22 protein-coding genes and 1 tRNA gene are annotated in these 23747 nt (G+C 71.0%); 11 read left to right on the top strand and 12 right to left on the bottom strand.

The window, feature by feature from the left end; all coding sequences use genetic code 11:
• Nucleotides 1–144 precede the first annotated feature (144 nt).
• Nucleotides 145–852, top strand: coding sequence for a peptidoglycan-binding domain-containing protein (locus ABEA82_RS04475; protein WP_345660013.1), 708 nt, complete (start codon nt 145–147; stop codon nt 850–852).
• A gap of 17 nt (nt 853–869) precedes the next feature.
• Here ABEA82_RS04475 and ABEA82_RS04470 read toward each other — a convergent pair.
• Nucleotides 870–944: transfer RNA gene (locus ABEA82_RS04470), tRNA-Cys, on the bottom strand.
• Between the two features lie 226 nt (nt 945–1170).
• Here ABEA82_RS04470 and ABEA82_RS04465 point away from each other — a divergent pair.
• The 4 genes from ABEA82_RS04465 (at nt 1171) to ABEA82_RS04450 (ending at nt 6624) form a co-directional block, all read left to right on the top strand.
• Nucleotides 1171–2757 (top strand): MFS transporter, encoded by a 1587-nt coding sequence (locus ABEA82_RS04465; RefSeq protein WP_345660012.1) that lies wholly within the window; start codon nt 1171–1173, stop codon nt 2755–2757.
• Nucleotides 2758–2930: 173 nt separating this feature from the next.
• Nucleotides 2931–4730 carry a DEAD/DEAH box helicase gene (locus tag ABEA82_RS04460; protein WP_345660011.1) on the top strand — a complete coding sequence of 600 codons (1800 nt, stop codon included), beginning with the start codon at nt 2931–2933 and terminating at the stop codon, nt 4728–4730.
• A gap of 362 nt (nt 4731–5092) precedes the next feature.
• Nucleotides 5093–5734, top strand: a complete 642-nt coding sequence (locus ABEA82_RS04455; protein WP_003990578.1) for an IclR family transcriptional regulator — start codon at nt 5093–5095, stop codon at nt 5732–5734.
• Between the two features lie 98 nt (nt 5735–5832).
• Nucleotides 5833–6624 (top strand): S16 family serine protease, encoded by a 792-nt coding sequence (locus tag ABEA82_RS04450; RefSeq protein ID WP_345660010.1) that lies wholly within the window; start codon nt 5833–5835, stop codon nt 6622–6624.
• On the opposite strand, the gene ABEA82_RS04445 is transcribed toward ABEA82_RS04450, so the two are convergent.
• The 7 genes from ABEA82_RS04445 to ABEA82_RS04415 are packed head-to-tail and all read right to left on the bottom strand — an operon-like array spanning nt 6621 to nt 11593.
• Nucleotides 6621–6797 (bottom strand): hypothetical protein, encoded by a 177-nt coding sequence (locus ABEA82_RS04445; protein WP_345660009.1) that lies wholly within the window; start codon nt 6795–6797, stop codon nt 6621–6623. The two genes, ABEA82_RS04450 and ABEA82_RS04445, sit on opposite strands and share 4 nt — an antisense overlap.
• A gap of 14 nt (nt 6798–6811) precedes the next feature.
• Complete coding sequence (locus ABEA82_RS04440; protein ID WP_345660008.1) at nt 6812–7387, bottom strand: ArsR/SmtB family transcription factor; 576 nt, start codon at nt 7385–7387, stop codon at nt 6812–6814.
• 51 nt (nt 7388–7438) lie between these two features.
• A complete protein-coding gene (locus tag ABEA82_RS04435; protein ID WP_345660007.1) occupies nt 7439–8404 on the bottom strand; it encodes a glycine betaine ABC transporter substrate-binding protein in 966 nt (321 codons plus the stop codon).
• Nucleotides 8401–9216, bottom strand: a complete 816-nt coding sequence (locus ABEA82_RS04430; protein WP_345660006.1) for an ABC transporter permease — start codon at nt 9214–9216, stop codon at nt 8401–8403. The genes ABEA82_RS04435 and ABEA82_RS04430 overlap by 4 nt, the downstream gene beginning before the upstream one ends.
• Nucleotides 9213–10463, bottom strand: coding sequence for a betaine/proline/choline family ABC transporter ATP-binding protein (locus tag ABEA82_RS04425; RefSeq protein WP_345660005.1), 1251 nt, complete (start codon nt 10461–10463; stop codon nt 9213–9215). Before ABEA82_RS04425 ends, ABEA82_RS04430 begins: the two co-directional genes overlap by 4 nt.
• Nucleotides 10456–11103: an ABC transporter permease gene (locus tag ABEA82_RS04420; protein ID WP_345660004.1), complete on the bottom strand. Its 648-nt coding sequence runs from the start codon at nt 11101–11103 to the stop codon at nt 10456–10458. The genes ABEA82_RS04425 and ABEA82_RS04420 overlap by 8 nt, the downstream gene beginning before the upstream one ends.
• 19 nt (nt 11104–11122) lie before the next feature.
• On the bottom strand, nt 11123–11593 hold the full coding sequence (locus ABEA82_RS04415; protein WP_003990570.1) for an Lrp/AsnC family transcriptional regulator: 471 nt from the start codon (nt 11591–11593) through the stop codon (nt 11123–11125).
• A 123-nt stretch (nt 11594–11716) separates the two neighbouring features.
• On the opposite strand from ABEA82_RS04415, the gene hppD reads away from it, so the two are divergent.
• On the top strand, nt 11717–12862 hold the full coding sequence (gene hppD / locus ABEA82_RS04410; RefSeq protein ID WP_345660003.1) for a 4-hydroxyphenylpyruvate dioxygenase: 1146 nt from the start codon (nt 11717–11719) through the stop codon (nt 12860–12862).
• A 579-nt stretch (nt 12863–13441) separates the two neighbouring features.
• Here the strand turns inward: hppD and ABEA82_RS04405 are convergent.
• A complete protein-coding gene (locus tag ABEA82_RS04405) occupies nt 13442–14881 on the bottom strand; it encodes a tetratricopeptide repeat protein (RefSeq protein ID WP_345660002.1) in 1440 nt (479 codons plus the stop codon).
• A 92-nt stretch (nt 14882–14973) separates the two neighbouring features.
• Here ABEA82_RS04405 and ABEA82_RS04400 point away from each other — a divergent pair, with 92 nt between their 5' ends.
• The gene (locus tag ABEA82_RS04400; RefSeq protein ID WP_345660001.1) at nt 14974–16389 is read left to right on the top strand and encodes an FAD-binding oxidoreductase; all 1416 of its coding nucleotides are present in this window, start codon (nt 14974–14976) and stop codon (nt 16387–16389) included.
• Between the two features lie 11 nt (nt 16390–16400).
• On the opposite strand, the gene ABEA82_RS04395 is transcribed toward ABEA82_RS04400, so the two are convergent.
• Complete coding sequence (locus tag ABEA82_RS04395) at nt 16401–16811, bottom strand: SsgA family sporulation/cell division regulator (RefSeq protein ID WP_345660000.1); 411 nt, start codon at nt 16809–16811, stop codon at nt 16401–16403.
• A gap of 247 nt (nt 16812–17058) precedes the next feature.
• Here ABEA82_RS04395 and ABEA82_RS04390 point away from each other — a divergent pair, with 247 nt between their 5' ends.
• Complete coding sequence (locus ABEA82_RS04390; RefSeq protein ID WP_345659999.1) at nt 17059–18732, top strand: RDD family protein; 1674 nt, start codon at nt 17059–17061, stop codon at nt 18730–18732.
• A gap of 76 nt (nt 18733–18808) precedes the next feature.
• Complete coding sequence (locus ABEA82_RS04385; protein WP_345659998.1) at nt 18809–19498, top strand: RDD family protein; 690 nt, start codon at nt 18809–18811, stop codon at nt 19496–19498.
• Nucleotides 19499–19521: 23 nt separating this feature from the next.
• On the opposite strand, the gene ABEA82_RS04380 is transcribed toward ABEA82_RS04385, so the two are convergent.
• A complete protein-coding gene (locus ABEA82_RS04380; RefSeq protein WP_345660122.1) occupies nt 19522–19800 on the bottom strand; it encodes a hypothetical protein in 279 nt (92 codons plus the stop codon).
• Between the two features lie 446 nt (nt 19801–20246).
• On the opposite strand from ABEA82_RS04380, the gene ABEA82_RS04375 reads away from it, so the two are divergent.
• Nucleotides 20247–22604, top strand: coding sequence for an immune inhibitor A domain-containing protein (locus ABEA82_RS04375; RefSeq protein WP_345659997.1), 2358 nt, complete (start codon nt 20247–20249; stop codon nt 22602–22604).
• A 134-nt stretch (nt 22605–22738) separates the two neighbouring features.
• Nucleotides 22739–23080 (top strand): hypothetical protein, encoded by a 342-nt coding sequence (locus tag ABEA82_RS04370; RefSeq protein WP_345659996.1) that lies wholly within the window; start codon nt 22739–22741, stop codon nt 23078–23080.
• Nucleotides 23081–23103: 23 nt separating this feature from the next.
• Here the strand turns inward: ABEA82_RS04370 and ABEA82_RS04365 are convergent, their stop codons facing one another.
• Nucleotides 23104–23694: a nicotinamidase gene (locus tag ABEA82_RS04365; RefSeq protein ID WP_345659995.1), complete on the bottom strand. Its 591-nt coding sequence runs from the start codon at nt 23692–23694 to the stop codon at nt 23104–23106.
• Nucleotides 23695–23747 lie beyond the last annotated feature (53 nt).

The following is a 23747-nucleotide window of genomic DNA, read 5'->3' as shown; positions in this document are numbered from 1 at the left end:
ATGTGCGCCCGTGCTTCACCTCGCGAGCATCGGCATGCCCAACCGAACAAGGAGTCCCAACGGCGCCTGTGACGCGATGGGCGGAGTCTTAGGATCGCCCTCTCGATGAGGGGGGTGGAGTCCGTGAACACAAGGTTCGGCAGCATGGCGGCTGCGGCGTTGCTCGGTATCGCGGTGCCCTTGGGTCTGGTCGGATCGCCGGCAACGGCAAGGGCTGACTGGAACGGTCCGACGCTGATGGAGTGCGCGAACCGGGTTCTCGGTACTGGTGCGAGGGGCGCGTGTGTCACGTCGCTTCAGAAGAACCTGGAAGCGTATGGCTATGAACTGGAGACTGACGGACGGTACGGACACGAGACCCGTCTGACGGTGATGGATTTTCAGCGCCGTCACGGGCTCGCTGTGGATGGGGTGGCCGGCCGGGAAACCATGACCGCGCTCGACCGGTGGGCCAACGCGCCCCATGCTGACCCGGAGCCCCGAAGCGTTCCTGACCCGCAGCGGGTGCGAGGTGGCTGTGACTGGCTGGGAGCCTGTCATCAAGTGGCCAGCCGTTCGGGCACAGTCGCTTTCGCGGATGTGCTTGCCGAGTGGGACAAGGGTTTCAAAGGTGGCTTGAAGGACTACACGCTGAAGGCCGCGTGTGGAGCGACCACCGTACTCAATCCTGCGGTTGCCGCTCTGTGCGAACTGGACGCGACCATTCTGGAGAACGGCATCGCGCAAATCGTCGACAGGGCTGTCAAGGAGAAAGCCTGCCTCAAGCTCTCCACGCGCCCGGTGTTCATCCAGATGTATCCGGCGATAATGCCCGACCTCACTGTCGAGAACGGACATGACTGCACGAACTGAGCGTGGTCCGGCAGATGTGGAGGCCGTGGCGGGATTCGAACCCACGTAACTCGCTTTGCAGGCGAGCCCCTGAACCACTCGGGCACACGGCCGGGCCGAGTACGAACCACTTGGCACACGGCCGTGTTTGAACTCGGTGTAGTGACCGTAGGCCGGGATGGGATGGGGCTCAAGGGAATCAGGTGGGCTGCAATGTGACTGCCATACGCAGTTCATGAAAGGGGGCGGCCGAGAGGAGGGGGCGTACGACCAAGGTCTGAGGTGGGGACCGTCTCGGGACAGGGGTCAAAGTGGTGCGTGGACCTTACGCTGGCGGGCATGACCGTCCCGAAGCCGCGTGATGCCGATGTCGTGGAGGCCGCTGATCTGCCCTCGGTCGCCGAGCGGGAGACGGGGGTGCTGGGGGCGGCGTACCGGGCGTTGAGTGTCGGGATCGTCTCCGTCGTGCTGCTCATCGCCTTCGAGGCGACCGCCGTCGGGACGGCGATGCCTGTCGCGGCCCGGGAGCTGGACGGGGTGTCCCTGTACGCGTTCGCGTTCTCCGGGTACTTCACGACGAGCCTGTTCGGGATGGTGCTCTCCGGGCAGTGGTCGGACCGGCGTGGGCCCCTCGGGCCGTTGACGACGGGCATCGCATCCTTCGGGGCCGGGCTGCTGTTGTCCGGGACCGCCGGGTCGATGTGGGTGTTCATCCTGGGACGGGCCGTGCAGGGGCTCGGCGGCGGGCTGGTGATCGTCGCGCTGTACGTCGTCGTCGGGCGGGCCTATCCGGAGCGGCTGCGGCCGTCCATCATGGCCGCGTTCGCCGCGAGCTGGGTGCTGCCGTCGATCGTCGGCCCCCTCGCCGCCGGCACGGTGACCGAACAGTTGGGGTGGCGTTGGGTGTTCGTGGGGATACCCGTGCTCGTCGTCTTCCCGCTGGCGCTCGCGCTGCCGCAGATACGGCGTCGGGCGTCCGGACCGGCGGAGCACACCGCCGCGAAGTCCGACACCAACCAGAGTCCTGACCCGGCGGACGTGCCCGTCCCCGCGGAACGGACCGCCCTCGCCGACCGGCCGGTCACGGCGGACCTCTCGCGGGCGGCTGATCGGCCCGTCCCGGCGAACGACCCACCCGCCTCCCTCGACCGCCGCCGTATCCGCCTCGCCCTCGCCATCTCCCTCGGCGCCGGACTGCTCCAGTACGCCGCCCAGGACCTGCGCCCGCTCTCGCTCCTCCCCGGCGCCGCCGGACTCGCCCTGCTGGTGCCGGCCGTGCTCGGGCTCCTGCCGCGCGGCACCTACCGGGCCGCCCGCGGGCTGCCCTCCGTCGTGCTGCTGCGCGGCGTCGCCGCGGGGTCCTTCGTCGCCGCCGAGTCGTTCGTGCCGCTGATGCTGGTGACCCAGCGCGGGCTCAGTCCGACGCTGGCCGGGTTCTCGCTCGCGGCGGGCGGCGGGACGTGGGCGCTGGGCTCGTGGCTCCAGTCGCGGTCGCGCCTCGAGTCGTACCGGGAGCGGTTGACGACCGTCGGCATGCTGCTGGTGACCGCGGCGATCGTCACGGCACCGAGCGTGCTGATCGACTCCGTGCCCGTCTGGACCCTGGCCGTCGCCTGGGCCTTCGGCTGCTTCGGCATGGGGCTCGTCATCTCCTCCACGAGCGTGCTCCTGCTCAAGCTCTCCGCCCCCGAGGAGGCCGGCACCAACTCCGCGGCCCTCCAGATCTCCGACGGCCTCTCCAACGTCGTCCTGCTGTCCGCAGGCGGCGCCGCCTTCGCCGCCCTCGGCGGCGGCACCGTGACCCACACGGCCACGAACACCACCGGCTCCCACCCGACCGCCTTCACCGCGGTGTTCCTGCCGATGGCGGCGGTGGCGCTGGTGGGGGCATGGGTGTCGACGCGGTTGCGGGAGCGGCGGCAGTGATCCGGCCGGCCGGGGACGGCGGCGCGGGAGCTGTGACGTCGGTCCCACCCGGAGGTGACGCGGCCCGGTCCGGGGCTTGACGGTCGGCGGGCGCCGGTAGGGTGGCCCGGTTGTCATACGTAGCCGAGCCGTCAGGCTCCCTCGAACGAGCCGCCCGACCCCCAACGGAGACCGTGACTACCACCGCCGGCACAAGCTCTGCCTCGCACCACCTGTCCCCGGCGTTCCCCGGCCGCGCCCCGTGGGGTACCGCCAGCAAGCTGCGCGCCTGGCAGCAGGGCGCGATGGAGAAGTACATCCAGGAGCAGCCGCGGGACTTCCTGGCGGTCGCCACCCCCGGCGCCGGCAAGACGACCTTCGCGCTGACACTCGCGTCCTGGATGCTGCACCACCACGTCGTCCAGCAGGTGACGGTGGTGGCCCCGACCGAGCACCTGAAGAAGCAGTGGGCCGAGGCCGCGGCCCGGATCGGCATCAAGCTGGACCCGGAGTACAGCGCCGGGCCGCTCGGCCGGGAGTACCACGGGGTCGCCGTGACGTACGCGGGTGTCGGCGTCCGGCCCATGCTGCACCGGAACCGCGTCGAGCAGCGCAAGACGCTCGTCATCCTCGACGAGATCCACCACGCCGGTGACAGCAAGTCCTGGGGCGAGGCCTGCCTGGAGGCGTTCGAACCGGCCACCCGGCGGCTGGCCCTGACCGGTACGCCCTTCCGGTCCGACACCAACCCCATCCCCTTCGTCACGTACGAGGAGGGCAACGACGGCATCCGGCGGTCCGCCGCCGACTACACCTACGGGTACGGCAACGCCCTCGCCGACAACGTCGTGCGGCCCGTCATCTTCCTCTCCTACAGCGGCAACATGCGCTGGCGCACCAAGGCCGGTGACGAGATCGCGGCGCGGCTCGGCGAGCCCATGACCAAGGACGCGATCAGCCAGGCCTGGCGGACCGCCCTCGACCCGCGCGGTGAGTGGATGCCGTCCGTGCTGCGCGCCGCCGACCAGCGGCTGACCGAGGTCCGGAAGGCCATCCCGGATGCCGGTGCCCTCGTCATCGCCTCCGACCAGGACTCGGCGCGCGCGTACGCCAAGCTCATCCGGGAGATCACCGGCGACAAGGCGACCCTCGTGCTGTCGGACGACTCCGGCGCCTCCGAGCGGATCGACGAGTTCAGCGCGAACAACGACCGGTGGATGGTCGCGGTGCGGATGGTGTCCGAGGGCGTCGACGTGCCGCGCCTGGCCGTCGGCGTCTACGCCACCACCATCTCCACCCCCCTCTTCTTCGCGCAGGCCGTCGGGCGTTTCGTGCGGTCCCGGCGGCGCGGCGAGACCGCCTCCGTGTTCCTGCCGACCGTGCCCGACCTGCTGTCCTTCGCCAACGAGATGGAGCGCGAGCGCGACCACGTCCTAGACAAGCCCAAGAAGGACGGCGAGGAGGACCCGTACGCCGAGTCCGAGAAGGAGATGGACGAGGCGAACCGGGAGCAGGACGAGGACACCGGCGAGCAGGAGCAGTTCTCCTTCGAGGCGCTGGAGTCCGAGGCCGTCTTCGACCGGGTCATGTACAACGGTGCCGAGTTCGGCATGCAGGCCCACCCGGGGAGTGAGGAGGAGCAGGACTACCTCGGCATCCCCGGGCTGCTGGAGCCCGATCAGGTCCAGCTGCTGCTCCAGAAGCGGCAGGCCAAGCAGATCTCGCACAGCCGCAAGAAGCCGGACGCTGAGGCCGACCTGCTCGAAGTGCCCGCCGAGCGGCGCCCGGTGGTCTCCCACAAGGAGATGATGGAGCTGCGCCGGCAGCTCAACACGATGGTCGGCGCGTACGTCCACCAGAGCGGCAAGCCGCACGGTGTGATCCACACGGAGCTGCGGCGCGTGTGCGGGGGGCCTGCGGCGGCGGAGGCGACGGCGGGGCAGTTGCGGCAGCGGATCGCCAAGGTGCAGGAGTGGGCGACCCGGATGAAGTGACGCGTTGTTGTGTCGTCTGCGGGTTGTCGGTGGTTGATCGCGCCCACGTGGCGGAGCCGCACATCGGCAGAGCCCCGCGCCCCTATGGGGAGGCGCTCATACCGCCGCAAATTCGAGCAGTGCCCCGCCTTCACTGCCCGGATTCTGGACGGAGCCTTCCGCTCAGCGAACCCCCTTCGCTACTGTCCGGCTACGCACACGCCCCGTGGCAGCGCCGCCGCGGAGCGCAGCCGTGAAGCGACGCGGTCCGGACAGGCCGGGCCGCCGGCCGATCGGCGGCCTCTGAAGCGCGTTGCCGACGGGACTCGGTGACGCATCCGCCGCCAGAGGGCCGCCGACCTCACCACTAAGGAGTGGGCGTCGTGACCGCGGAGACCTCTCAGACGCTCGACCGGGGACTACGTGTCCTCAAGCTGCTCGCCGACACGGACCACGGGCTGACCGTGACCGAGCTCTCCCTCCGGCTGGGCGTGAACCGGACCGTCGTGTACCGGTTGCTCGCCACGCTGGAACAACACGCGCTCATACGCCGTGACCTGGGCGGACGTGCCCGGGTCGGGCTCGGGGTGCTGCGTCTGGGCCGGCAGGTCCATCCCCTGGTGCGGGAGGCCGCGATGCCGGCGCTGCGCTCGCTCGCCGAGGACATCGGCGCGACGGCGCACCTGACGCTGGTCGACGGGGCCGACGCCCTGGCCGTGGCCGTGGTGGAACCGACCTGGACGGACTACCACGTCGCCTACCGGGCCGGGTTCCGGCACCCCTTGGACCGGGGCGCCGCGGGCAAGGCGATCCTCGCGGCCCGGCAGCACCCGATGGCGGACCCCGGCTACACCCTGACGCACGGGGAGCTGGAGGCCGGGGCCTGCGGGGCGGCGGCCCCGTTGCTGGGGGTGACCGGCGTCGAGGGCAGCGTGGGCGTGGTGATGCTGGCGGACGTGGTGCCGGAGCGGGTGGGGGAGCGGGTCGTCGAGGCGGCACGGGAGGTCGCGGAGGCGTTGAGCTGACGTCCTCAGAGCTCCCGGCCGGGGCCCCGGAGACCTGGCTCCGGGGCCCCCGGAGACCTGGACCGGAACAGATCCGGCCCCCGCGTTAGATTGATCCCGTGTTCTCTCGCCTCACGCGTCCCCAGGCCCTCGCCGTCTGCGCCCTGCCCGTCGTGGCCCTGATCGCCACGGCGGTGTTCGCGCCGTTGCCGTTCTCGGTGGCGCAGCCGGGGGAGACGGCGAACGTGCTCGGCGAGCACAAGGGCTCCCCGGTGATCACCATTTCGGGGGCGCCGACCCAGGCCACCCGTGGGCAGCTGCGGATGACGACCATCGTGGCGACCTCACCGGACACCCACGTCTCCTTCCCCGATGTCGTCGACAGCTGGTTCCGCAGCGACGAGGCCGTCATGCCGCGCGACGCCCTCTACCCCAGCGGGGACAGCATCAAAGAGGTCGAGCGGCACAACGAGGCGCAGATGAAGGAGTCGCAGAACGCGGCGACGGCGGCCGCGCTCGGCTATCTCGGTCTCGACGGCAAGGACGTGAAGGTCAGCCTGAAGCTCGCCGACGTGGGCGGGCCCAGTGCCGGGCTGCTCTTCTCCCTCGGCATCGTCGACAAGCTCGACGGCGACGGCACGGGTGGTGATCTCACGGGGGGCCGGGTCATCGCCGGCACCGGCACGATCGAAGCCGACGGCAAGGTCGGCGCGGTGGGCGGCGTCGCCCTCAAGACCCAGGCCGCCAAGCGGGACGGTGCGACGGTGTTCCTGGTCCCGAAGGCGGAGTGCTCCGACGCGCGCGCCGAGCTGCCGAAGGGGCTGCGGCTGGTTCCGGTGACCGACCTGAAGAGCGCGGTGAGTTCGCTGGTGGCCCTGCAGACGGGGAAGGGGTCCGTGCCCAGCTGTTAGTGGGCGGTGGCAGCCGGACCGGGCGGGGTGGCGAGCTTCAGGCCGACCGCTACGAGGGTCCAGCCGAGGCGCGTACGGAGGTCGTGGTTCCGGGGAGCCGGGCGGGCGCCGGTCTCGGCCCGGAGTTCCGTGGCGCGGGCGTGGTGCAGGGCGAGGTGGATGTCCGGATGCATCGGGTGAGGTCCTCTCACTGTCTCGTCTGACTGGGAAAGACGTGCGTGTGGACGCGCACCGTTTCCGCGTCCGGGGTGCCGTCGGGCAGGGGGCGGTAGCTCTGGACGAGCTCGTGCATCTTGCTGATCAGCTCACGGGCGAGTTCGGGAGTGAGCCGCAGTGAGAAGTCGCTGAGGTCCGTGGCGCCGTCCCATTCCTCGCCCCACTCGCTCGTATTGCCGAGCCAGGTCGCGATCTCCCGGGTGTGCACGTTGGCCATCTCGTACCGGAGCAGGGCCACGGCTCCCCGTACGGTCGGATCCGGGTCGCTGATCAGGGTCTCGTCGATCCGGATGCCGTGGTCCGCCGCTTTCCACCAGCGCTCCCGTCCTTTTCCGCGCCCCGGGGCGTCAGCGACGAAACCGTGCGCGGAGAGTTGCCGTAGGTGGTAGCTCGTGGCACCGCTGGACTCGCCCAGCTTCTGGGCTAGTTGGGAGGCCGTGGCGGGACCGTCGTGTCGCAGTGCGACCAGCAGCTGCATCCGCAGGGGATGAGCCAGACCCCGCAGTGAGCGGGCATCGAGCAGTCGGGGAGCCGGTTCGTCGGGCATGCGTACAAAGATAGCCTTGCAAAGAGAGCTTTGCAACGGCTTCTTTGTAACTCATGCCTCCCTGACAAACCCCTCCCTCGCCATCCAGTCCAACGCCACCTGATGCGGATCCTCCCCCTCCACATCCACCTTCGCGTTCAGATCCTGCGCCACCGTGTTGTTCAGCCTCGCCGTCACCGGGTTCAGGACATCCGCGATGGCCGGCCACTCCTTCAGCGTCTTCGTGTGGATCATCGGCGCCGCGTTGTAGTTGGGGAAGAACTTCCTGTCGTCGTCCATCACCACCAGGTGCATCGACTTGATGCGCCCGTCCGTGGTGAACACCTCCCCGTACGTGCAGTTGCCCTTCGCGGTCTGGGTGTAGATGATCCCCGTGTCCATCTGCGTGATGTTCCGCGCCGGCAGATCCATCCCGTACGCCTTCTGCATGCCCGGCAACCCGTCCGCCCGGTTCGCGAACTCGACCTCCACGCACAGCCTCACGGCCCCCGGGTCGGACTTCGCCAGCTTCGCCACCTCCGTCATCGTCCGCGTGCCGTATTTCTTCGCGTTCCGCTGGTTCATCGCCAGGGCGTAGGTGTTGTCGAGGGACGACGGCGGCAGCCAGGTCAGTCCGTTCGCCGCGTCCTCCTTCTGTACCGCCTCCCACTGCTCGCGCGGATCGACGACGGGCTTGCTGTGCCCCAGGTACGTGATCCAGGCCGTGCCCGTGTACTCGTACCCGGCGTCGGCGTCGCCCTTCCGGACGGCCTCCCGGCTGCCGATGGAGCCCTGGATGCCGGTGCGGTCGATCACCTCCGCGCCGGCCGCCTCGAACGCGATGCCCATGATCGAGCCGAGGATCAGCTGCTCGGTGAACGACTTCGACGTCACCGTCAGATGCGCGCCCTTCAGCGGCTCGCCCCGGCCGATCGAGCCCGGCTGCACGTCGTCGCTCATGGGGGAGCCGCTGGTCAGGCCGCAGCCGGAGGCCGCCACCAGCAACGACAGGGCTACCAGCCCCGTACGCCCCCTCATGGCTGTAGCCCCCGTGGGCGCAGCAGCAGCTCCGCGAGCGAGGCCAGCCAGTCGACCAGCAGCGCGAGGGCGACGGTGAGGACCGAGCCCAGCACCAGCACCGGCATCCGCTGGTTGGTGATCCCGGTCGTGATCAGCACGCCGAGGCCGCCGCCTCCGCCGAAGACCGCCAGGGTCGCCGTGCCGACGTTCAGGACGAGGGCCGTGCGCACACCCGCGAGGATCAGGGGGACGGCGAGCGGGAGTTCGACCCGGGTCAGTACCCCTATCGGGGACATGCCGATGCCCCGCCCCGCCTCCAGGAGGGTCGGGTCGTTCGCCTTCAGGCCGGTGATCGTGTTCGACAGCACCGGCAGGATGGCGTAGATGATCATGCCGATCAGGGCGGCTCTGCGTCCGATGCCCAGCCAGATGACGAGGAGCGCCAGCAAGCCGATCGCCGGGGTCGCCTGGCCCGTGTTGGCGAACGCCATCGCCACCGGGGTGGCTCTGCGGAACGTCCCGCGCGTCAGCAGGATGCCCAGCGGGATCGCGATGATCAGCACGAAGAACGTGGAGATCGCGGTCAGTTGGATGTGCTGCCACAGCGCCTTCGAGACCTGGCCGCCGGACAGGGCGTTCCGGGTGAGCGCGTCCAGGTCGGCCTGCTGGAACCAGAGCCAGGTGGCGAGCAGCACGGCCACCAGGGCGGCGGGCAGGACGGTCAGCTTCTGCCAGCTGATGCGAGGCACGGGTGCGGTCCGGGGCGCCTGCGCGGCGGGCTCGGGGGCGGCCGGCTCGGGGACGGCCTGCTCCACCTCGGGAGCGGTCACCGCGCCCCTCCGACGCCGGTGACGCCCTGGTCACCCTCTTGCTCCGCGTGCGTCTGCGCCGCCCGCAGCTCCTCCAGCTCGTGCTGGTGCTCCAGCGCGTCGAGGCGGTCGGCCTCCAGCAGGTCGTGCACGGAGTTCATGAGGGTCTCCATGTCGACGACGCCCGTGTACTCGCCGTGCCGCCCGGTCACCGCCACCCGCCCCGCGTTGTCGGTGAGCACCGCCTCCAGCGCGTCCCGCAGGGTCGCGTCCCGGGTCACCGTGTCGTGCACCAGCGTCCCGGCCCGGGCCAGCGAGCCCCTGGCCCGCATCAGGTCGCCCCGCCGCAGCCACTTGTAGGGGCGGCGGCGCCGGTCGAGCAGCAGGACCTCGTTGGTGCCGCCGGCCCGCAGCCGGTTGAAGATCTGCTGCAACGGGTCGTCGATCATGACGGTCGGGTAGTCGGTGATCCCCACGTCCCGGACGCGGGTCAGGTTCAGCCGCTTCAGCGCCGCCCCCGCGCCCACGAACCCGGAGACGAAGTCGTCGGCCGGGTTGGTGAGAATGGCCTCCGGGGTGTCGAACTGCGCGATGTGGGACCGCTCGCGCAGCACCGCGATCCGGTCGCCGATCTTGATCGCCTCGTCGAAGTCGTGCGTGACGAAGACGATCGTCTTGTGCAGTTCGTGCTGGAGGCGGATCAGTTCGTCCTGGAGGTGGTCACGGGTGATCGGGTCCACCGCCCCGAACGGCTCGTCCATCAGCAGCACCGGGGGATCGGCGGCGAGGGCCCGTGCCACGCCCACGCGCTGCTGCTGACCGCCGGAGAGCTGACGCGGGTAGCGGCCGTGGAACTCGCCGGGGTCGAGACCGACGAGGTCGAGCAGCTCCTCGGTCCGCTCCCTGATCCGGGCCTTCGGCCAGCCGATCATCTTCGGTACGAGCGCGATGTTCTGGGCGACCGTCATGTGCGGGAAGAGCCCGGCGGACTGGATCGCGTAGCCGACCCTGCGGCGCAGCTTGACCGGGTCCATGTCGGTGACGTCCTCACCACCGATCCCGATCCGCCCGCCGGTCGGCTCGATCAACCTGTTGATCATCTTGAGGGTGGTCGACTTGCCGCAGCCGGACGGGCCGACGAAGACGACGACCTCGCCCGCCTTGATCTCCATGCTGACGTTGTCCACGGCCGGCTGCGCACTGCCGGGGAACCGCTTGGTCAGGCTCTCCAGCTCGATGGAGGCACCGTGATCGCCGGTCTCAGGCACGGATCCCCCTGGAGATGGTCAGCCGTCCGACCAGGACGTACGCGGCGTCGAACAGCAGCGCCAGGACGATGATGCCGAGCGTGCCCGCGAGGACCTGGTTGAGCGCGTTGGCGCTGCCCAGCGAGGCGAGGCCCCGGAAGATGACGTTGCCGAGGCCGGGCCCTGAGGCGTACGCCGCGATGGCGGCGATGCCCATCAGCATCTGGGTGGCGACCCGGATCCCGGTCAGGATCGGCGGCCAGGCCAGCGGCAGCTCGACCCGCAGCAGCCGGACCGGGCGGGACATGCCGATGCCGTCGGCCGCGTCCACCAGCGACGGGTCCACCCCGCGCAGCCCGACGATCGCGTTGCGCACCACCGGCAGCAGCCCGTACAGCGTCAGCGCGACGACCGTGGGCGGCACGCCCAGCCCCACGACCGGGATGAGCAGACCGATCAGGGCGAGCGCCGGGACGGTCAGGATGGTGGCGGTGGTCGTGGTGGCTAGGTTCCCGGCCCACTCGCTGCGGTAGGTGACCACGCCGATCAGCACCCCGAGCAGGGTCGCGACGACCATGCACTGGAAGACCACGCTCGCGTGCTGGTAGGCGTCCGTGAGCAGCTGCTGGTGCCGGTTCTCCAGGTACTCCCAGAAGTTCACACGCGCTCACCCCAAGACGTCAGGTCTCCTCCGCGGCCTGCTCCACGAGCGGGATGATCCGCAGCGGAACGGGGTTCTCCATGACGATCGCCGTGGAGGCCCGGACGATGCCATCAAAACCGACGACCCGGTCGATCACACGCTGGAGATCGGCGTTCGAGCGGGCCACGAGACGGCACAGCATGTCCCCGCTGCCCGTGGTGGTGTGCAGCTCCAGCACCTCCGGCACGGTCGCCAAGTGGGCCCGTACGTCGGCGCCTTGGCCCTGCCGGATCTGGAGCGTCGCGAACGCCGTGACCGGGTAGCCGAGCGCCGCCGGGTCCACTTCGGGGCCGAAGCCGCGGATGACTCCGTTCGACTGAAGCCGGTCGAGCCGCGCCTGCGCCGTGCCGCGCGCCACTCCCAGCCGTCGCGACATCTCCAGCACCCCGATCCGCGGCTCCCGGGCCAGCAGCAGGATGATCCGGCCGTCCAGATGATCGATCGCCACAGCAGCCTCCGGGGGTGGTCATCCTGTACAGAAGGGCCGGTGATACGGCCGTACTGCTGAACAGATTGCCCAGCGGAAACGCAAACTATTGCGCACCTTGCCGAGCGAGGAGACCCTGCGGCTATGACGCAGACCACACACCACACTCCCGACACCGCCCGGCAGGCCGACCCCTTCCCGGTCAAGGGAATGGACGCGGTCGTCTTCGCCGTGGGCAACGCCAAGCAGGCGGCGCACTACTACTCCACCGCCTTCGGCATGAAGCTGGTCGCGTACTCCGGACCGGAGAACGGCAGCCGCGAGACCGCCGCGTACGTCCTGGAGAACGGCTCCGCCCGCTTCGTCCTCACCTCGGTCATCAAGCCCTCCACCGACTGGGGCCACTTCCTCGCGCGGCACGTGGCCGAGCACGGCGACGGCGTCGTCGACCTCGCCATCGAGGTGCCGGACGCGCGCGCCGCCTACGCCTACGCCCTGGAACACGGCGCCCGCTCGGTCACCGAGCCCTACGAGCTGAAGGACGAGCACGGCACGGTCGTCCTGGCCGCCATCGCCACCTACGGCGAGACCCGCCACACCCTCGTGGAGCGCTCCGGCTACGACGGCCCCTACCTGCCCGGCTACGTGGCGGCCAAGCCGATGGTCGAGCCGCCGGCGCAGCGCACCTTCCAGGCGATCGACCACTGCGTCGGCAACGTCGAACTCGGCCGCATGAACGAATGGGTCGGCTTCTACAACAAGGTGATGGGCTTCACGAACATGAAGGAGTTCGTGGGCGACGACATCGCCACCGAGTACAGCGCGCTGATGTCGAAGGTCGTCGCCGACGGCACGCTCAAGGTCAAGTTCCCGATCAACGAGCCGGCCATCGCCAAGAAGAAGTCCCAGATCGACGAGTACCTGGAGTTCTACGGCGGCGCGGGCGTCCAGCACATCGCCCTCAACACGAACGACATCGTGCAGACGGTCCGTACGATGCGGGCGGCCGGCGTCGAGTTCCTGAACACGCCCGACTCGTACTACGACACCCTGGGGGAGTGGGTCGGCGAGACCCGCGTCCCGATCGACACCCTGCGCGAGCTGAAGATCCTCGCCGACCGCGACGAGGACGGCTACCTGCTGCAGATCTTCACCAAGCCGGTCCAGGACCGTCCGACCGTCTTCTTCGAGATCATCGAGCGGCACGGCTCGATGGGCTTCGGCAAGGGCAACTTCAAGGCCCTCTTCGAGGCGATCGAGCGCGAACAGGCCCGCCGCGGCAACCTGTAGCCCGACCGCCGACCCGGGTCGTGCGGGTGTCACGGGGCACCCGCACGACCCCGGTTCCCCCCGGGGCTCCGGCCGCCGCGGGACCCCGGTCCCCGCAGGCCCCGGCCGCCGCAGGACCGGGTCCGCACAGGACCGGGTCCGCACAGGACTTTGATCCCCACAGGACTTTGGTCCTCGTATGACCCCGGCCGCCGCCGGCCAGCTTCCCCCTGGCTGTGCCCCGCCCGGCCATGCCGTGCCCGGCCAGCCTCAGCCTGGCTGTGCCCCGCCTGGTCGTGCCCCTCCCGGCCAGGCTCCGCCCGGCGAGCCTCCGCCTGGCAGGCCGCGCCCGCCCGGCCGGCTTCCGTCTAGCCAGCTTCTGCCTGGCTGTGCCCCGCCCGGCCATGCCGCGCCCGGTCCGCCTCCGCCCGGCCAGGCGGCCTCGCCCGGCCATGCGCCCCGGCCATGCGCCCCGGCCATGCGCCCCGGCCAGGCGGCCTCGCCCGGCCAGGCGGCCTCGCGCGGCCATGCGCCCCGGCCAGGCGGCCCCGCCCGGCCAGCCCCACGTCCCTCCGCCCCCGGCCCGCCCGGCCCCGTCGTTCAGTCGCCGTCCATCTCCGGCACCCCCACGTCCGGCGGCTCCCCCAGCGCATCCGTCGCCGCCCGAGCCGCCCGCCCGTACAGGGGCGAGAAGTGCGGGTTGATCCGCAGCGCCTCCGCGAGGTGCCGCCGGGCCGAGCCGTACCGTTCCAGCTCGCGCTCGATCATGCCCCGGTGATACGCGTACAGCGCGCTGCGCACCCCGCCGCTGTGCTCCTCGTCCGTCGCCCGTACCGCGAACCGCAGCGCCTCCTCGTGCTTCCCGGCGCGGTGCAGCGCCCAGCCCAGCGCGTCGGCCACCTCGGTCCCGGGCTGCCGGCGCCACTCCGCGCGCAGCCGCCGTACCGCGGCCCGCGGATCCCCGTGGTCCGCCTCGAACTGCCCCAGCACCAGCTCCTCGTCGGCCCCGCCCGCGACAGCGCCCCGTACCCGCTCGCGCAGCAGGTCGTACTGCACCCGGGCGGCCTCCGGCATCCCCAGAGACTCGTACAACTCGCCCAGCTCCAGGGCGTACCGGGGGCACGGCTGCTTGGCGAGGGCCACCCGGTAGGCGTTCAGCGCCTCCGTGGTCCGGCCCAGGGCCGCCAGCGCCCGGCCCTGCCCGGCCTGCGCCGCACGCTGGTCGGGATCGAGGCGTACCGCCTCCTGGAAGTGCCGCAGCGCGTCCTGGAGGTCACCGCGTTCCCAGGCCAGCTGCCCGGCCCGCTCCAGGTAGGCGGCCCGTTCGGCCGGGGCCCGCGCGCCCGCCGCCGCGTCCGCCAGCGAGGCCGCGGCATCCTCGCGCCGCCCGCGGTCCCGGTAGACGCCGGCCGCCCGCGCCAGCACGGCCGGACCCGAGCGCAGCTCCGTCAGCCGGTCCAGCATCCGTTCGGCCGACTCGTGCTCACCGAGCCCGGCGTAGGCGTCGATGAGCAGGGGATACGTCGTCCACCTGCGTGGCTCCAGCTCCAGCGCCGCCTCGCCCCACCGGCGCGCGGCGGGGAAGTCCCGGCGCGCGTTGGCCAGCGCGGCCAGCCCTGCCACGGCCTCCGTGTTCCGCTTCGGCCGCGCCCTGAGCGACGTACGCAGCGCCTTCTCCGCGCGCGGGTAGTACGCCGGGTCCGCCAGCCGCCGCCCCCGCTCCACATAGGCCGTCCCGAGCACCGCCCAGGACCGGGCGTCGTCCGGGTGCTTGCGCACCCGCTTCTCCCGCTCGCCGATCAGCTCCGCCAGGTCGGGCAGCGCGGCCGGCACCCCGCTGGTGACCGCCGCCATGGCCACCGAACCCGGCGACGGCGGAGCCGGCGGCTCGGGCCGTCGTTCCCCCGGCAGCACCAGCACCAGCACCCCGCCGAGCACGGCACACCCCGCGACGCAGGCGAGCACCACCCGCGACCCGCGAAAGCGCAGCCGGGAACGACGGCGCACCGGCCGGTCCAGGCGCTCCTGCTGGTTCTCCATGACGCTCACTGTGCGTCAGTACGACGACCACACCCGGGCAGCCGAAGGGTGCCGCCGACGGGGTTCACACCGATGGCCCCGGGTGCGAACCTGTGATCATGAGCCGTATCGAAGCGCGCAGCTCCGAGGACACCGAAACGACCGGCGGTCTGATCGACCTCCTGCTCAGCGGCCTTCCCGCCGAGGCGGTCCTCACCGACCCGGACGTCACCGCCTCCTACGCCAACGACATGGCGAGCTTCTGCCCGGCCGGCACCCCGGCCGTCGTCGTGCTGCCCCGCACGGTCGAACAGGTCCAGCACGTGATGCGCACCGCCACCGCCCTGCGCGTCCCGGTCGTCCCGCAGGGCGCCCGCACCGGCCTGTCCGGCGCGGCGAACGCCTCCGAGGGCTGCGTCGTGCTCTCCCTGACCAAGATGGACCGGATCCTGGAGATCAGCCCGGTCGACCGCATCGCCGTCGTCGAGCCCGGCGTGGTCAACGCCGCCCTCTCCCGGGCCGTCGGCGAACACGGCCTGTACTACCCGCCGGACCCCTCCAGCTGGGAGATGTGCACCATCGGCGGCAACATCGGCACCGCCTCGGGCGGACTGTGCTGCGTGAAGTACGGGGTGACCGCCGAATACGTCCTCGGACTGGACGTGGTGCTGGCCGACGGCCGTCTCATGTCCACCGGCCGCCGCACCGCCAAGGGCGTCGCCGGGTACGACCTGACCCGCCTGTTCGTCGGCTCCGAGGGCTCGCTCGGCATCGTCGTACGGGCCGTGCTCGGTCTGCGTCCCAAGCCGCCCCGGCAACTGGTGCTGGCCGCCGAGTTCGCCTCCGGGGCCGCCGCCTGCGACGCCGTGTGCCGGATCATGGAGGGCGGCCACGTCCCGTCACTCCTCGAACTCATGGACCGTACGACGGTCAAGGCCGTCAACGACCTGGCGCAGATGGGCCTCCCGGAGAGCACCGAGGCGCTGCTGCTCGCCGCGTTCGACAGCACCGACCCGGCCGCCGACCTCGCCGCCGTCGGCGCGCTGTGCGAGGCCGCCGGCGCCACCCAGGTGGTACCGGCCGACGACGCCGCCGAGTCCGAACTGCTCCTTGAGGCCCGGCGGCTGTCGCTCACCGCGCTGGAGAAGGTCAAGGGCGTGACGATGATCGACGACGTGTGCGTGCCCCGCTCCCGGCTCGCGGAGATGCTCGAAGGGGTCGACCGGATCGCCGAGAAGTACCGGCTCACCATCGGGGTCGTCGCCCACGCGGGGGACGGCAACACCCATCCGACGGTGTGCTTCGACCCGGCGGACCCCGACGAGTCCCGGCGCGCCCGCGATTCCTTCGACGAGATCATGGCCCTCGGCCTGGAGCTCGGCGGCACCATCACCGGCGAGCACGGCGTCGGCGTCCTGAAGAAGGAGTGGCTGGCGCGCGAGCTCGGCCCCGTGGGGCTGGAGATGCAGCGGGCCGTGAAGCAGGCCTTCGACCCGCTGAACATCCTGAACCCGGGCAAGCTGTTCTGACACCGGCGCGCTCACTGCGCGAGCAACTGGTCCAGCTCGTCGTCGAGACCGAGCCGCTCACCCTCCGACCCCGGCGGGACCACCCGCAGCGTGCGCTCCAGCCAGGCCGACACCGCACCCGCCGGGGCCTCCAGCAGGGCGTCCCCGTCGGGTGAACTCAGCGACATCAGCACCACGCCGCGGCCCTCGGTCCGCGTCGGCCAGACCCGCACGTCCCCCTGCCCGCAGGGCCGGAACACCCCCTCCACCAGCAGCTCCCGGGCGAACATCCAGTGCACCGGGTGCTCGGAGTCGATGTGGAAGGTGACGTGCACGGCGTACGGATCGTCGGTGGCGTACCCGAGCCGGGCGGGCACCGGGACCCGGCGCTCCGGCGACAGGACGAGTTTCAGCTCCAGTTCCCGCTCCACCACGGTGTGCATGGCGGTGATCCCTTCTCCTGACGGCTGCCCGTGCGGGCCGGTCAGGGGGAGAGAGCGGGCGGGGGCGCCGGCATTACGCGCCTTCCCGGAAGTTTTTTCGCAGGGGGATCCGTTCGAAGCGGCCGGGTGCGTAGCACATCGGTGCTCGAAAGGGGTGGGTCCCGTGGGAGCGGCGGTGGGGGTTGCCCTCGTCTGATAGATGTGGAGGCCCCCATTTGGCCCTCGAGCAGATAGCGGGACGACGGAGATGAGCGCCCCAACCCCGGCCCCCGGTGACGACAGGCCCCGCGAAGGGTATTACCCGGACCCGTCCATTCCTGTATACGTCCGTTACTGGAACGGTGCCTCCTGGGTGCCGGGCACCAGCCGTCCGGCACCCCAGGACGGCGAGACGCTCGCGCCGCCGCCCGGTGCGGGGGAGTCCGGCGCCTCCGCCTCGGTCGAGGAGACCGGCCCGCACTTCTTCGACGAGGACCCGGTCGAGGAGCCCTCCGCCGCCGACTCCCAGCACGGCAGCCGCCCCGAGCCCGCGTCCGCCTGGGGCGCCGACCGCTCCCACCAGTCCGGCTTCGGCGGCCAGGACCGCCGCGTCTCCTGGGGGTCGCCGCCGGTGGCGCAGGGGACGGGCGGGCAGGGCGCCGACCCGAGGGTGGCGCACCCCGACAGCCCGCCCTCCGGCGAGTCCGCCCGCACCGACGGCACGGCGAACGTCACGCCCGCAGCCGACCCGGAGTCCGGGGCGGCGGCCGCGGGCAACACGTTCGTGTTCCGCCGACCGACGGGCCGGCCCGGCAGTGAGCAAGGGGCCTCCGCGGAGGCGCCCGACGAGGGCACGATGACGTTCCGCGCGGTGTCGCCGCGCCCGGGCTCGGGGAACGCGGCGCCCGGTGGAGGCCCGACGGGGCCGGGCGGGTCGCCGGGGTCCGGCTTCGGTGCGCGGACCGGTGGTTCCGCGGGCGACCCGGCGGCACCCGGTTTCGGCCCGCGGGCCGGTGCGGCGGGCTCCGGCACCGACTCGGCGGCAGCCGCCTTCGGCCCGCCGGCGGGAGCGGCAGGCTCTGGTGCCGGCCCCGAGGGCCCCGGTTTCGGCGCTGCGGCCCCGGCCGACCCCTCGAACCGTCCCGGCTTCGGTGCCGGCAAGGCCGCCGCCGCCCGTGCCGCCACCGCGCAGAGCGCCGCCGGGGGCGCGGGAGCCCAGGCCGCCGCCCCGGCGGCCCTGTCGGGCCCCCAGTCGGCCCCCGCCCCCGTCGTACCTCCGCAGTCCGGCGCCCCCGCCTCCGCCGCCACCCCCCTCAGCGCCGGCCCCGGTGGCGGTCAGTCCTCCTGGGCGCAGCAGGTGCACCGCCTCGCCGGAGCGGGCGGCGGTGACGAGCAGCCCGTCGCGCCCTGGAAGCCGCCGGTCGAGGACCTGTTCCAGGCGGCGGCCCGGCGGCAGGCGGCGGCCCGCCCCGCGGGGCTCGGGAAGCGGCTGGCCGCCCGGCTGCTGGACACCGTCGTCCTCGCCGGACTCACCGCCGGGGCCGCCGTACCGCTCGGCATCAAGGCCGTCGACCACGTCAACGAGAAGATCGACGCGGCCAAGCTCTCCGGCGAGACCGTCACGGTCTGGCTGCTCGACGGCACCACGTCGGTGTACCTCGGCATCGTCCTGGCCGTCCTGCTGCTCGTCGGCGTCGTCGCCGAGGTGCTGCCCACCGTCAAATGGGGCCGTACCCTCGGCAAGAAGCTGATGGGTCTCGAGGTGCGGGACATCGAGGGCCACGACGCCCCGGAGTTCGGGGCGGCCCTGCGCCGCTGGCTGGTCTACAGCGTGCCCGGACTCCTCGTCGTGGGGATCGTCGGCGTCGTCTGGTGCGTCTTCGACAAGCCGTGGCGCCAGTGCTGGCACGACAAGGCGGCACACACGTTCGTGGCGGGCTGAGCGGCCCCGGCGAGCCCGTACCTCGGACGGCCGTCTGCCGGATGCGGAGCCGGGGTGTTCGCGGTCGACTCGGGCCATGAGCAGTGAACCGCCCCCCGGCTCCGGTCAGCAGCCCCCGGATGACGACCCGTTCAGGAAGCGGCCCCCGAACGAGCCGCCCGGCGAGGACGCGGGCTCTCCCTACGGCAGCGAACCCCCGCCGTATCCGGGAGGCGGCCAGGGCGGAGACCAAGGCGGTGGCCAGGGCGGTCCAGGCGGTGGCCCCTCCGGCGGTTCCCCGTACGGCGGCGGCTCCTACCCCGCCGACCCCCTCGCCGGCATGCCCCCGCTCGCCGACAGCGGCAAGCGCACCCTCGCCCGCATCATCGACATGATCCTCGTGGGTGTCGTCGTCTGGCTGCTCACCTGGGGCATCGGCGTCAGCGAGTTCGACGTGGACAGCGATCGCATCCAGGTCAGCAAGTCGTTGTGGCAGTCGGCCGTCGCCGCCGTCCTCTACATCGCCTACGACACCGTCCTGACCGCGAGAACCGGCCAGACCCTCGGCAAGAAACTGCTGCACATGCGCGTGGGCAACCTCGACGACGGCAGCACGCCCTCCGTGCAGGGCTCGCTGTCGCGCGCCGCGGTGCTGTGGATCCCGTTCGCCTTCTGCTGCGCCTGCGTCTGGACCGCGGTCTGCGGTGGCTGGAGCTACTTCGACCGGCCCTACAAGCAGGGCCTGCACGACAAGGCGGCAAGAACGGTCGTGGTCAGCACCGATTGAGGCACAGGCGGATCAGTCGGCGGTCAGGAGACCGCCCGCTCGCGCACCGGCTCCGGGGCCGGAGCGGGGACCGAGGCCCGTACCGGCTCCTCGGGGGCGGGCTGTTCCACCGCGGCCGGGCGCCGTTTGGGCAGCGGTACCGTCATGGCGACCAGCAACCCGAGGGCGAGCGCCGCGACAGCGATGATCGCGATCCCCACGCCCGAACTCGTCTGGGACAGCAGCAGCATGGCGAGGGTCGACAGGAACACGGTGCAGGAACCGTAGGCGAGCTGTGCGGCGGTCGGACGGGGCATGGCCATCATGTCCTCGAAAGCGGGGATCCACGGGGGTGTCGGCCTGGCATTCCGCCAGCTTCCGGGCGTTCCGCCAAGCGACTCTAACCGGCAGGGTGCCCGAGTGGAACGCGCGGTAAGCGTGACCTAATCAACAGGGCCGGAGCACAGGGGGCGCACGGAGTCATGGCGTCCACGGAGTGGACATATGCACGCGCCCACTGCCGGACGGGCATCCCGTCGGCCGCCCGGCGGTTGTCCGTTGATCGTTCGTCGGCTGTCCGTTGGTTGTCCGTAAAACGAACGTCGGCTCCGCATAGTGCACTTGACTTGTCCAAGTCAAGGTCTGTCTTTTCTGCTTAACCTCTAGTCAAATGTCGTCACTTGACTACACGCGTTGATCACGCGCGCGCGGACCCTACCTGACCCAGGACCCTTCCCTCCGCGCGCCCGGACGCGGGGGAGGAACTCAAGTGACCAGAAGACCCTGGACGTTCAGAGCGGCTGCCATCGGCGTGGCGCTCGCGGCGGCCACCGCCACCGGCTCGGCTTTCGGTGTGGCGCAGGCCGACGACACCTCCGCCCCGAGGTCCACCACCGTGGACCGGCACGACCCGGCGGACAGCCACGGCTCCGAGCACGACCTCGAGGGCCCGCTGAGCAAGACCCAGGAGGCGCAGCGCGAAGAGGCCCTGAAGCAGGTCATATCCGGCAAGACCACGGTGAAGAACCGTGAGGGCTCGAAGGTCGTCCAGCTCAAGAGCAAGAAGGGCGACAGCAAGTACGTCGAGCTCGGCCGCGAGAAGACCGACAAGATCTTCACGATCCTGGTCGAGTTCGGCGACCAGATCAGCGAGTTCGGCGGCACCCCCGGCCCGCTGCACAACACGATAGCCAAGCCGGACCGCAAGAAGGACAACTCCACGGCCTGGCGCGCGGACTACGACCAGAAGTACTTCGAGAACCTCTACTTCGGCACCGGCAAGAACACCGAGTCGGTCAAGAAGTACTACGAGAAGCAGTCCTCCGGCCGTTACTCGGTCGAGGGCGAGGTCTCGGACTGGGTCAAGGTCCCCTACAACGAGGCGCGTTACGGCAACAACGCCTGCGGTGACACCAACTGCCCGAGCGTGTGGAACGTCGTCAAGGACGGTCTGAACGCCTGGGTCGCCCAGCAGAAGGCGGCCGGCCGGACCGACGCCCAGATCAAGGCGGACGTCAAGCAGTACGACCAGTGGGACCGCTACGACTTCGACGGCGACGGCGACTTCAACGAGCCCGACGGCTACATCGACCACTTCCAGGTCGTGCACGCCGGTGAGGACGAGTCCGCCGGCGGCGGCGTCCAGGGCGAGGACGCGATCTGGGCCCACCGCTGGTACGCCTTCGGCACCGACGCCGGCGCCACCGGCCCCGCGGACAACAAGCTGGGCGGCGCGAAGATCGGTGACACCGGCATCTGGGTCGGCGACTACACCGTCCAGCCGGAGAACGGCGGACTCGGCGTCTACGCCCACGAGTACGGCCACGACCTCGGCCTGCCGGACCACTACGACACCACCGGCGGCGGCGACAACTCGACCGGCTTCTGGACCCTGATGTCCTCCGGCTCCTGGCTCGGCACCGGCAAGAACGAGATCGGTGACCTGCCCGGCGACATGACCGCCTGGGACAAGCTCCAGCTGGGCTGGCTCAAGTACGACACGGCGAAGGCCGCGACGAGCTCCTGGCACAAGCTGGGTCTCGCCGAGTTCAACACCAAGCACAAGCAGGCGCTCGTGGTCGACCTGCCGAAGCGGGCCGTCACCACCGAGCTCGTCAAGCCGGCCCAGGGCGCCACCCAGTGGTGGAGCGGCAGCGGCAACGACCTGAAGAACACGCTGACCCGTTCCGTCGACCTCACCGGCAAGACGTCGGCGTCGCTGACCCTCGACGGCTGGTACGAGATCGAGGCCAACTACGACTACCTCTACGCCGAGGTCTCGACCGACGGCGGCGCCAACTGGACCGCTCTGGACGGCACGGTGGACGGTCAGCCGATCCCGCGTGACGGCAGCGACAAGCCGGCCCTGACCGGCACGGTCGACGCGTACAAGAAGCTGGCGTTCCCGCTGGACGCCTACGCGGGCAAGAAGATCGACCTGCGCTTCCGCTACCAGACCGACGGCGGTCTGGCGATGAAGGGCTTCGCGGCCGATCAGATCACCGTGACCGCCGACGGCGCCGCCGTGTTCTCCGACGACGCCGAGTCCGCGGACCCGGCCTGGAAGGCGAACGGCTTCTCCCGCATGGGCGCGTCCTTCACCAAGGACTACGCCCAGTACTACATCGCGGAGAATCGCCAGTACGTCTCGTACGACAAGACCCTCAAGGTCGGCCCGTACAACTTCGGCTTCTCCAAGACCCGTCCGGACTGGGTGGAGCACTACGCGTACCAGAACGGCCTGTTGATCTGGAAGTGGGACACCTCCCAGGCGGACAACAACACCAGCGTCCACCCGGGCACCGGTCTGGTCCTGCCGATCGACTCGCACCCGAAGGCGATGAAGTGGTCCGACGGCACGCTGATGCGCAACCGCATCCAGGCCTACGACTCGCCGTTCAGCCTGTACCGCACCGACGGCATCACGCTGCACAACGCGGACGTCGCGACCAAGATCAAGTCGTCGAAGGGCGTCTCGGTCTTCAACGACCGCACCAGCACCTACTACGACCCGTCGAACAAGACCGGTGGCGTCAAGATCACTGACACCAACACCAAGATCAAGATCATCAAGGAGGCCAAGGACGGCTCGACGATCGAGCTCGAGGTCGGCCCCGCGGTGAAGTAGAACGCGTTGTAGCAGGTCAGAGCATGATCGGCGGTGACCCCCTGGCGGGTCGCCGCCGATCCGTGTTTAGGTGCGTCCTGTGGTTCTCTTATTGACACCGACCGACACACCGACCGACACGGGGGTATGACCGCATGGCCGCAGGAGGCTTCTGCAAGCTGCCGAACGGCACCGTGGTGGTGGCGCTGAACCTGCCCAGCCCCGCCGCCGACGGCCCGGGTTCCGTCCGCGTACTCGTCCACGCGGCGAACCGCGCCCGAGCCCTGACCAGGCTCCGCAACCTGGGCCTGCGCTCGGTGTACCTGCGCGGCAACGCCGCCGGGCCGACCCCCGACGAGATCACGGCCGTCCTCCATCACCCGGACGGCCTGATATGGCGCACGGCTCCTGACAACGGTGTCCTGGCCCCGGACCTCACGACAGAGCTGTGGCGTCCGATCAGGTCCCTCCTGCGACGCCCGACGGCCCAGACCTGAGCACCGCCGGGGACCGCCGTGCCCTACTGGACGACGGGCTTCCCGGAGAGCTCCACGCCCGCCTCCCGCAGCTCCTCGATCGCGCGCTCGGTGGTCTCCTGGGAGACGCCCGCCGTGAGGTCGAGGAGGACCTGGGTGCGGAATCCCTCCCGCACGGCGTCCAGGGCCGTGGCGCGGACACAGTGGTCCGTGGCGATGCCCACCACGTCCACCTCGGTGACCTCGCGGGACCGGAGCCAGTCGGCCAGTGACGTGCCGTTCTCGTCGGTGCCCTCGAAGCCGCTGTACGCCGCGTCGTACGCCCCCTTGTCGAACACGGCGTCGATCGCGCCGGACGCGACGGCGGGGGCGAAGTTCGGATGGAAGCCGACGCCCTCCGTGCCGGCCACGCAGTGCGCCGGCCAGGAGCGGACGTAGTCGGGGTTCGTGGAGAAGTGGCCACCGGGGGCGATGTGGTGGTCGCGCGAAGCCACGACGTGCTGGTAGCCGGACCCGGCCGCCTGCCCTATCAGCTCCGTGATGGCGGCGGCCACATCGGCACCGCCGGACACCGCGAGGCTGCCCCCCTCGCAGAAGTCGTTCTGCACGTCAACGACGATCAAGGCGCGGCGCATGGTCGGTGTCCTTCGGTTATGAGGTCGGCAGGCCCGGGCGGTGAACTTCCGAG

Source organism: Streptomyces venetus, assembly GCF_039540295.1.
Taxonomy (GTDB): Bacteria; Actinomycetota; Actinomycetes; order Streptomycetales; family Streptomycetaceae; genus Streptomyces; species Streptomyces venetus.
The sequence above is the reverse complement of the archived record's forward strand: the minus strand, read 5'-3'. Positions and strand labels throughout refer to the sequence as shown.

What these genes read in the sequence shown, in the direction of transcription:
- ABEA82_RS04475 (WP_345660013.1), top strand. Translation starts at nt 145, where the DNA reads ATGGCGGCTGCGGCGTTGCTCGGTATCGCGGTGCCCTTGGGTCTGGTC.
- ABEA82_RS04465 (WP_345660012.1), top strand. Translation starts at nt 1,171, where the DNA reads ATGACCGTCCCGAAGCCGCGTGATGCCGATGTCGTGGAGGCCGCTGAT.
- ABEA82_RS04445 (WP_345660009.1), bottom strand. Translation starts at nt 6,797, where the DNA reads ATGCATCCGGACATCCACCTCGCCCTGCACCACGCCCGCGCCACGGAA.
- ABEA82_RS04440 (WP_345660008.1), bottom strand. Translation starts at nt 7,387, where the DNA reads ATGCCCGACGAACCGGCTCCCCGACTGCTCGATGCCCGCTCACTGCGG.
- ABEA82_RS04435 (WP_345660007.1), bottom strand. Translation starts at nt 8,404, where the DNA reads ATGAGGGGGCGTACGGGGCTGGTAGCCCTGTCGTTGCTGGTGGCGGCC.
- hppD (WP_345660003.1), top strand. Translation starts at nt 11,717, where the DNA reads ATGACGCAGACCACACACCACACTCCCGACACCGCCCGGCAGGCCGAC.
- ABEA82_RS04405 (WP_345660002.1), bottom strand. Translation starts at nt 14,881, where the DNA reads ATGGAGAACCAGCAGGAGCGCCTGGACCGGCCGGTGCGCCGTCGTTCC.
- ABEA82_RS04395 (WP_345660000.1), bottom strand. Translation starts at nt 16,811, where the DNA reads ATGCACACCGTGGTGGAGCGGGAACTGGAGCTGAAACTCGTCCTGTCG.
- ABEA82_RS04390 (WP_345659999.1), top strand. Translation starts at nt 17,059, where the DNA reads ATGAGCGCCCCAACCCCGGCCCCCGGTGACGACAGGCCCCGCGAAGGG.
- ABEA82_RS04385 (WP_345659998.1), top strand. Translation starts at nt 18,809, where the DNA reads ATGAGCAGTGAACCGCCCCCCGGCTCCGGTCAGCAGCCCCCGGATGAC.
- ABEA82_RS04380 (WP_345660122.1), bottom strand. Translation starts at nt 19,800, where the DNA reads ATGGCCATGCCCCGTCCGACCGCCGCACAGCTCGCCTACGGTTCCTGC.
- ABEA82_RS04370 (WP_345659996.1), top strand. Translation starts at nt 22,739, where the DNA reads ATGGCCGCAGGAGGCTTCTGCAAGCTGCCGAACGGCACCGTGGTGGTG.
- ABEA82_RS04365 (WP_345659995.1), bottom strand. Translation starts at nt 23,694, where the DNA reads ATGCGCCGCGCCTTGATCGTCGTTGACGTGCAGAACGACTTCTGCGAG.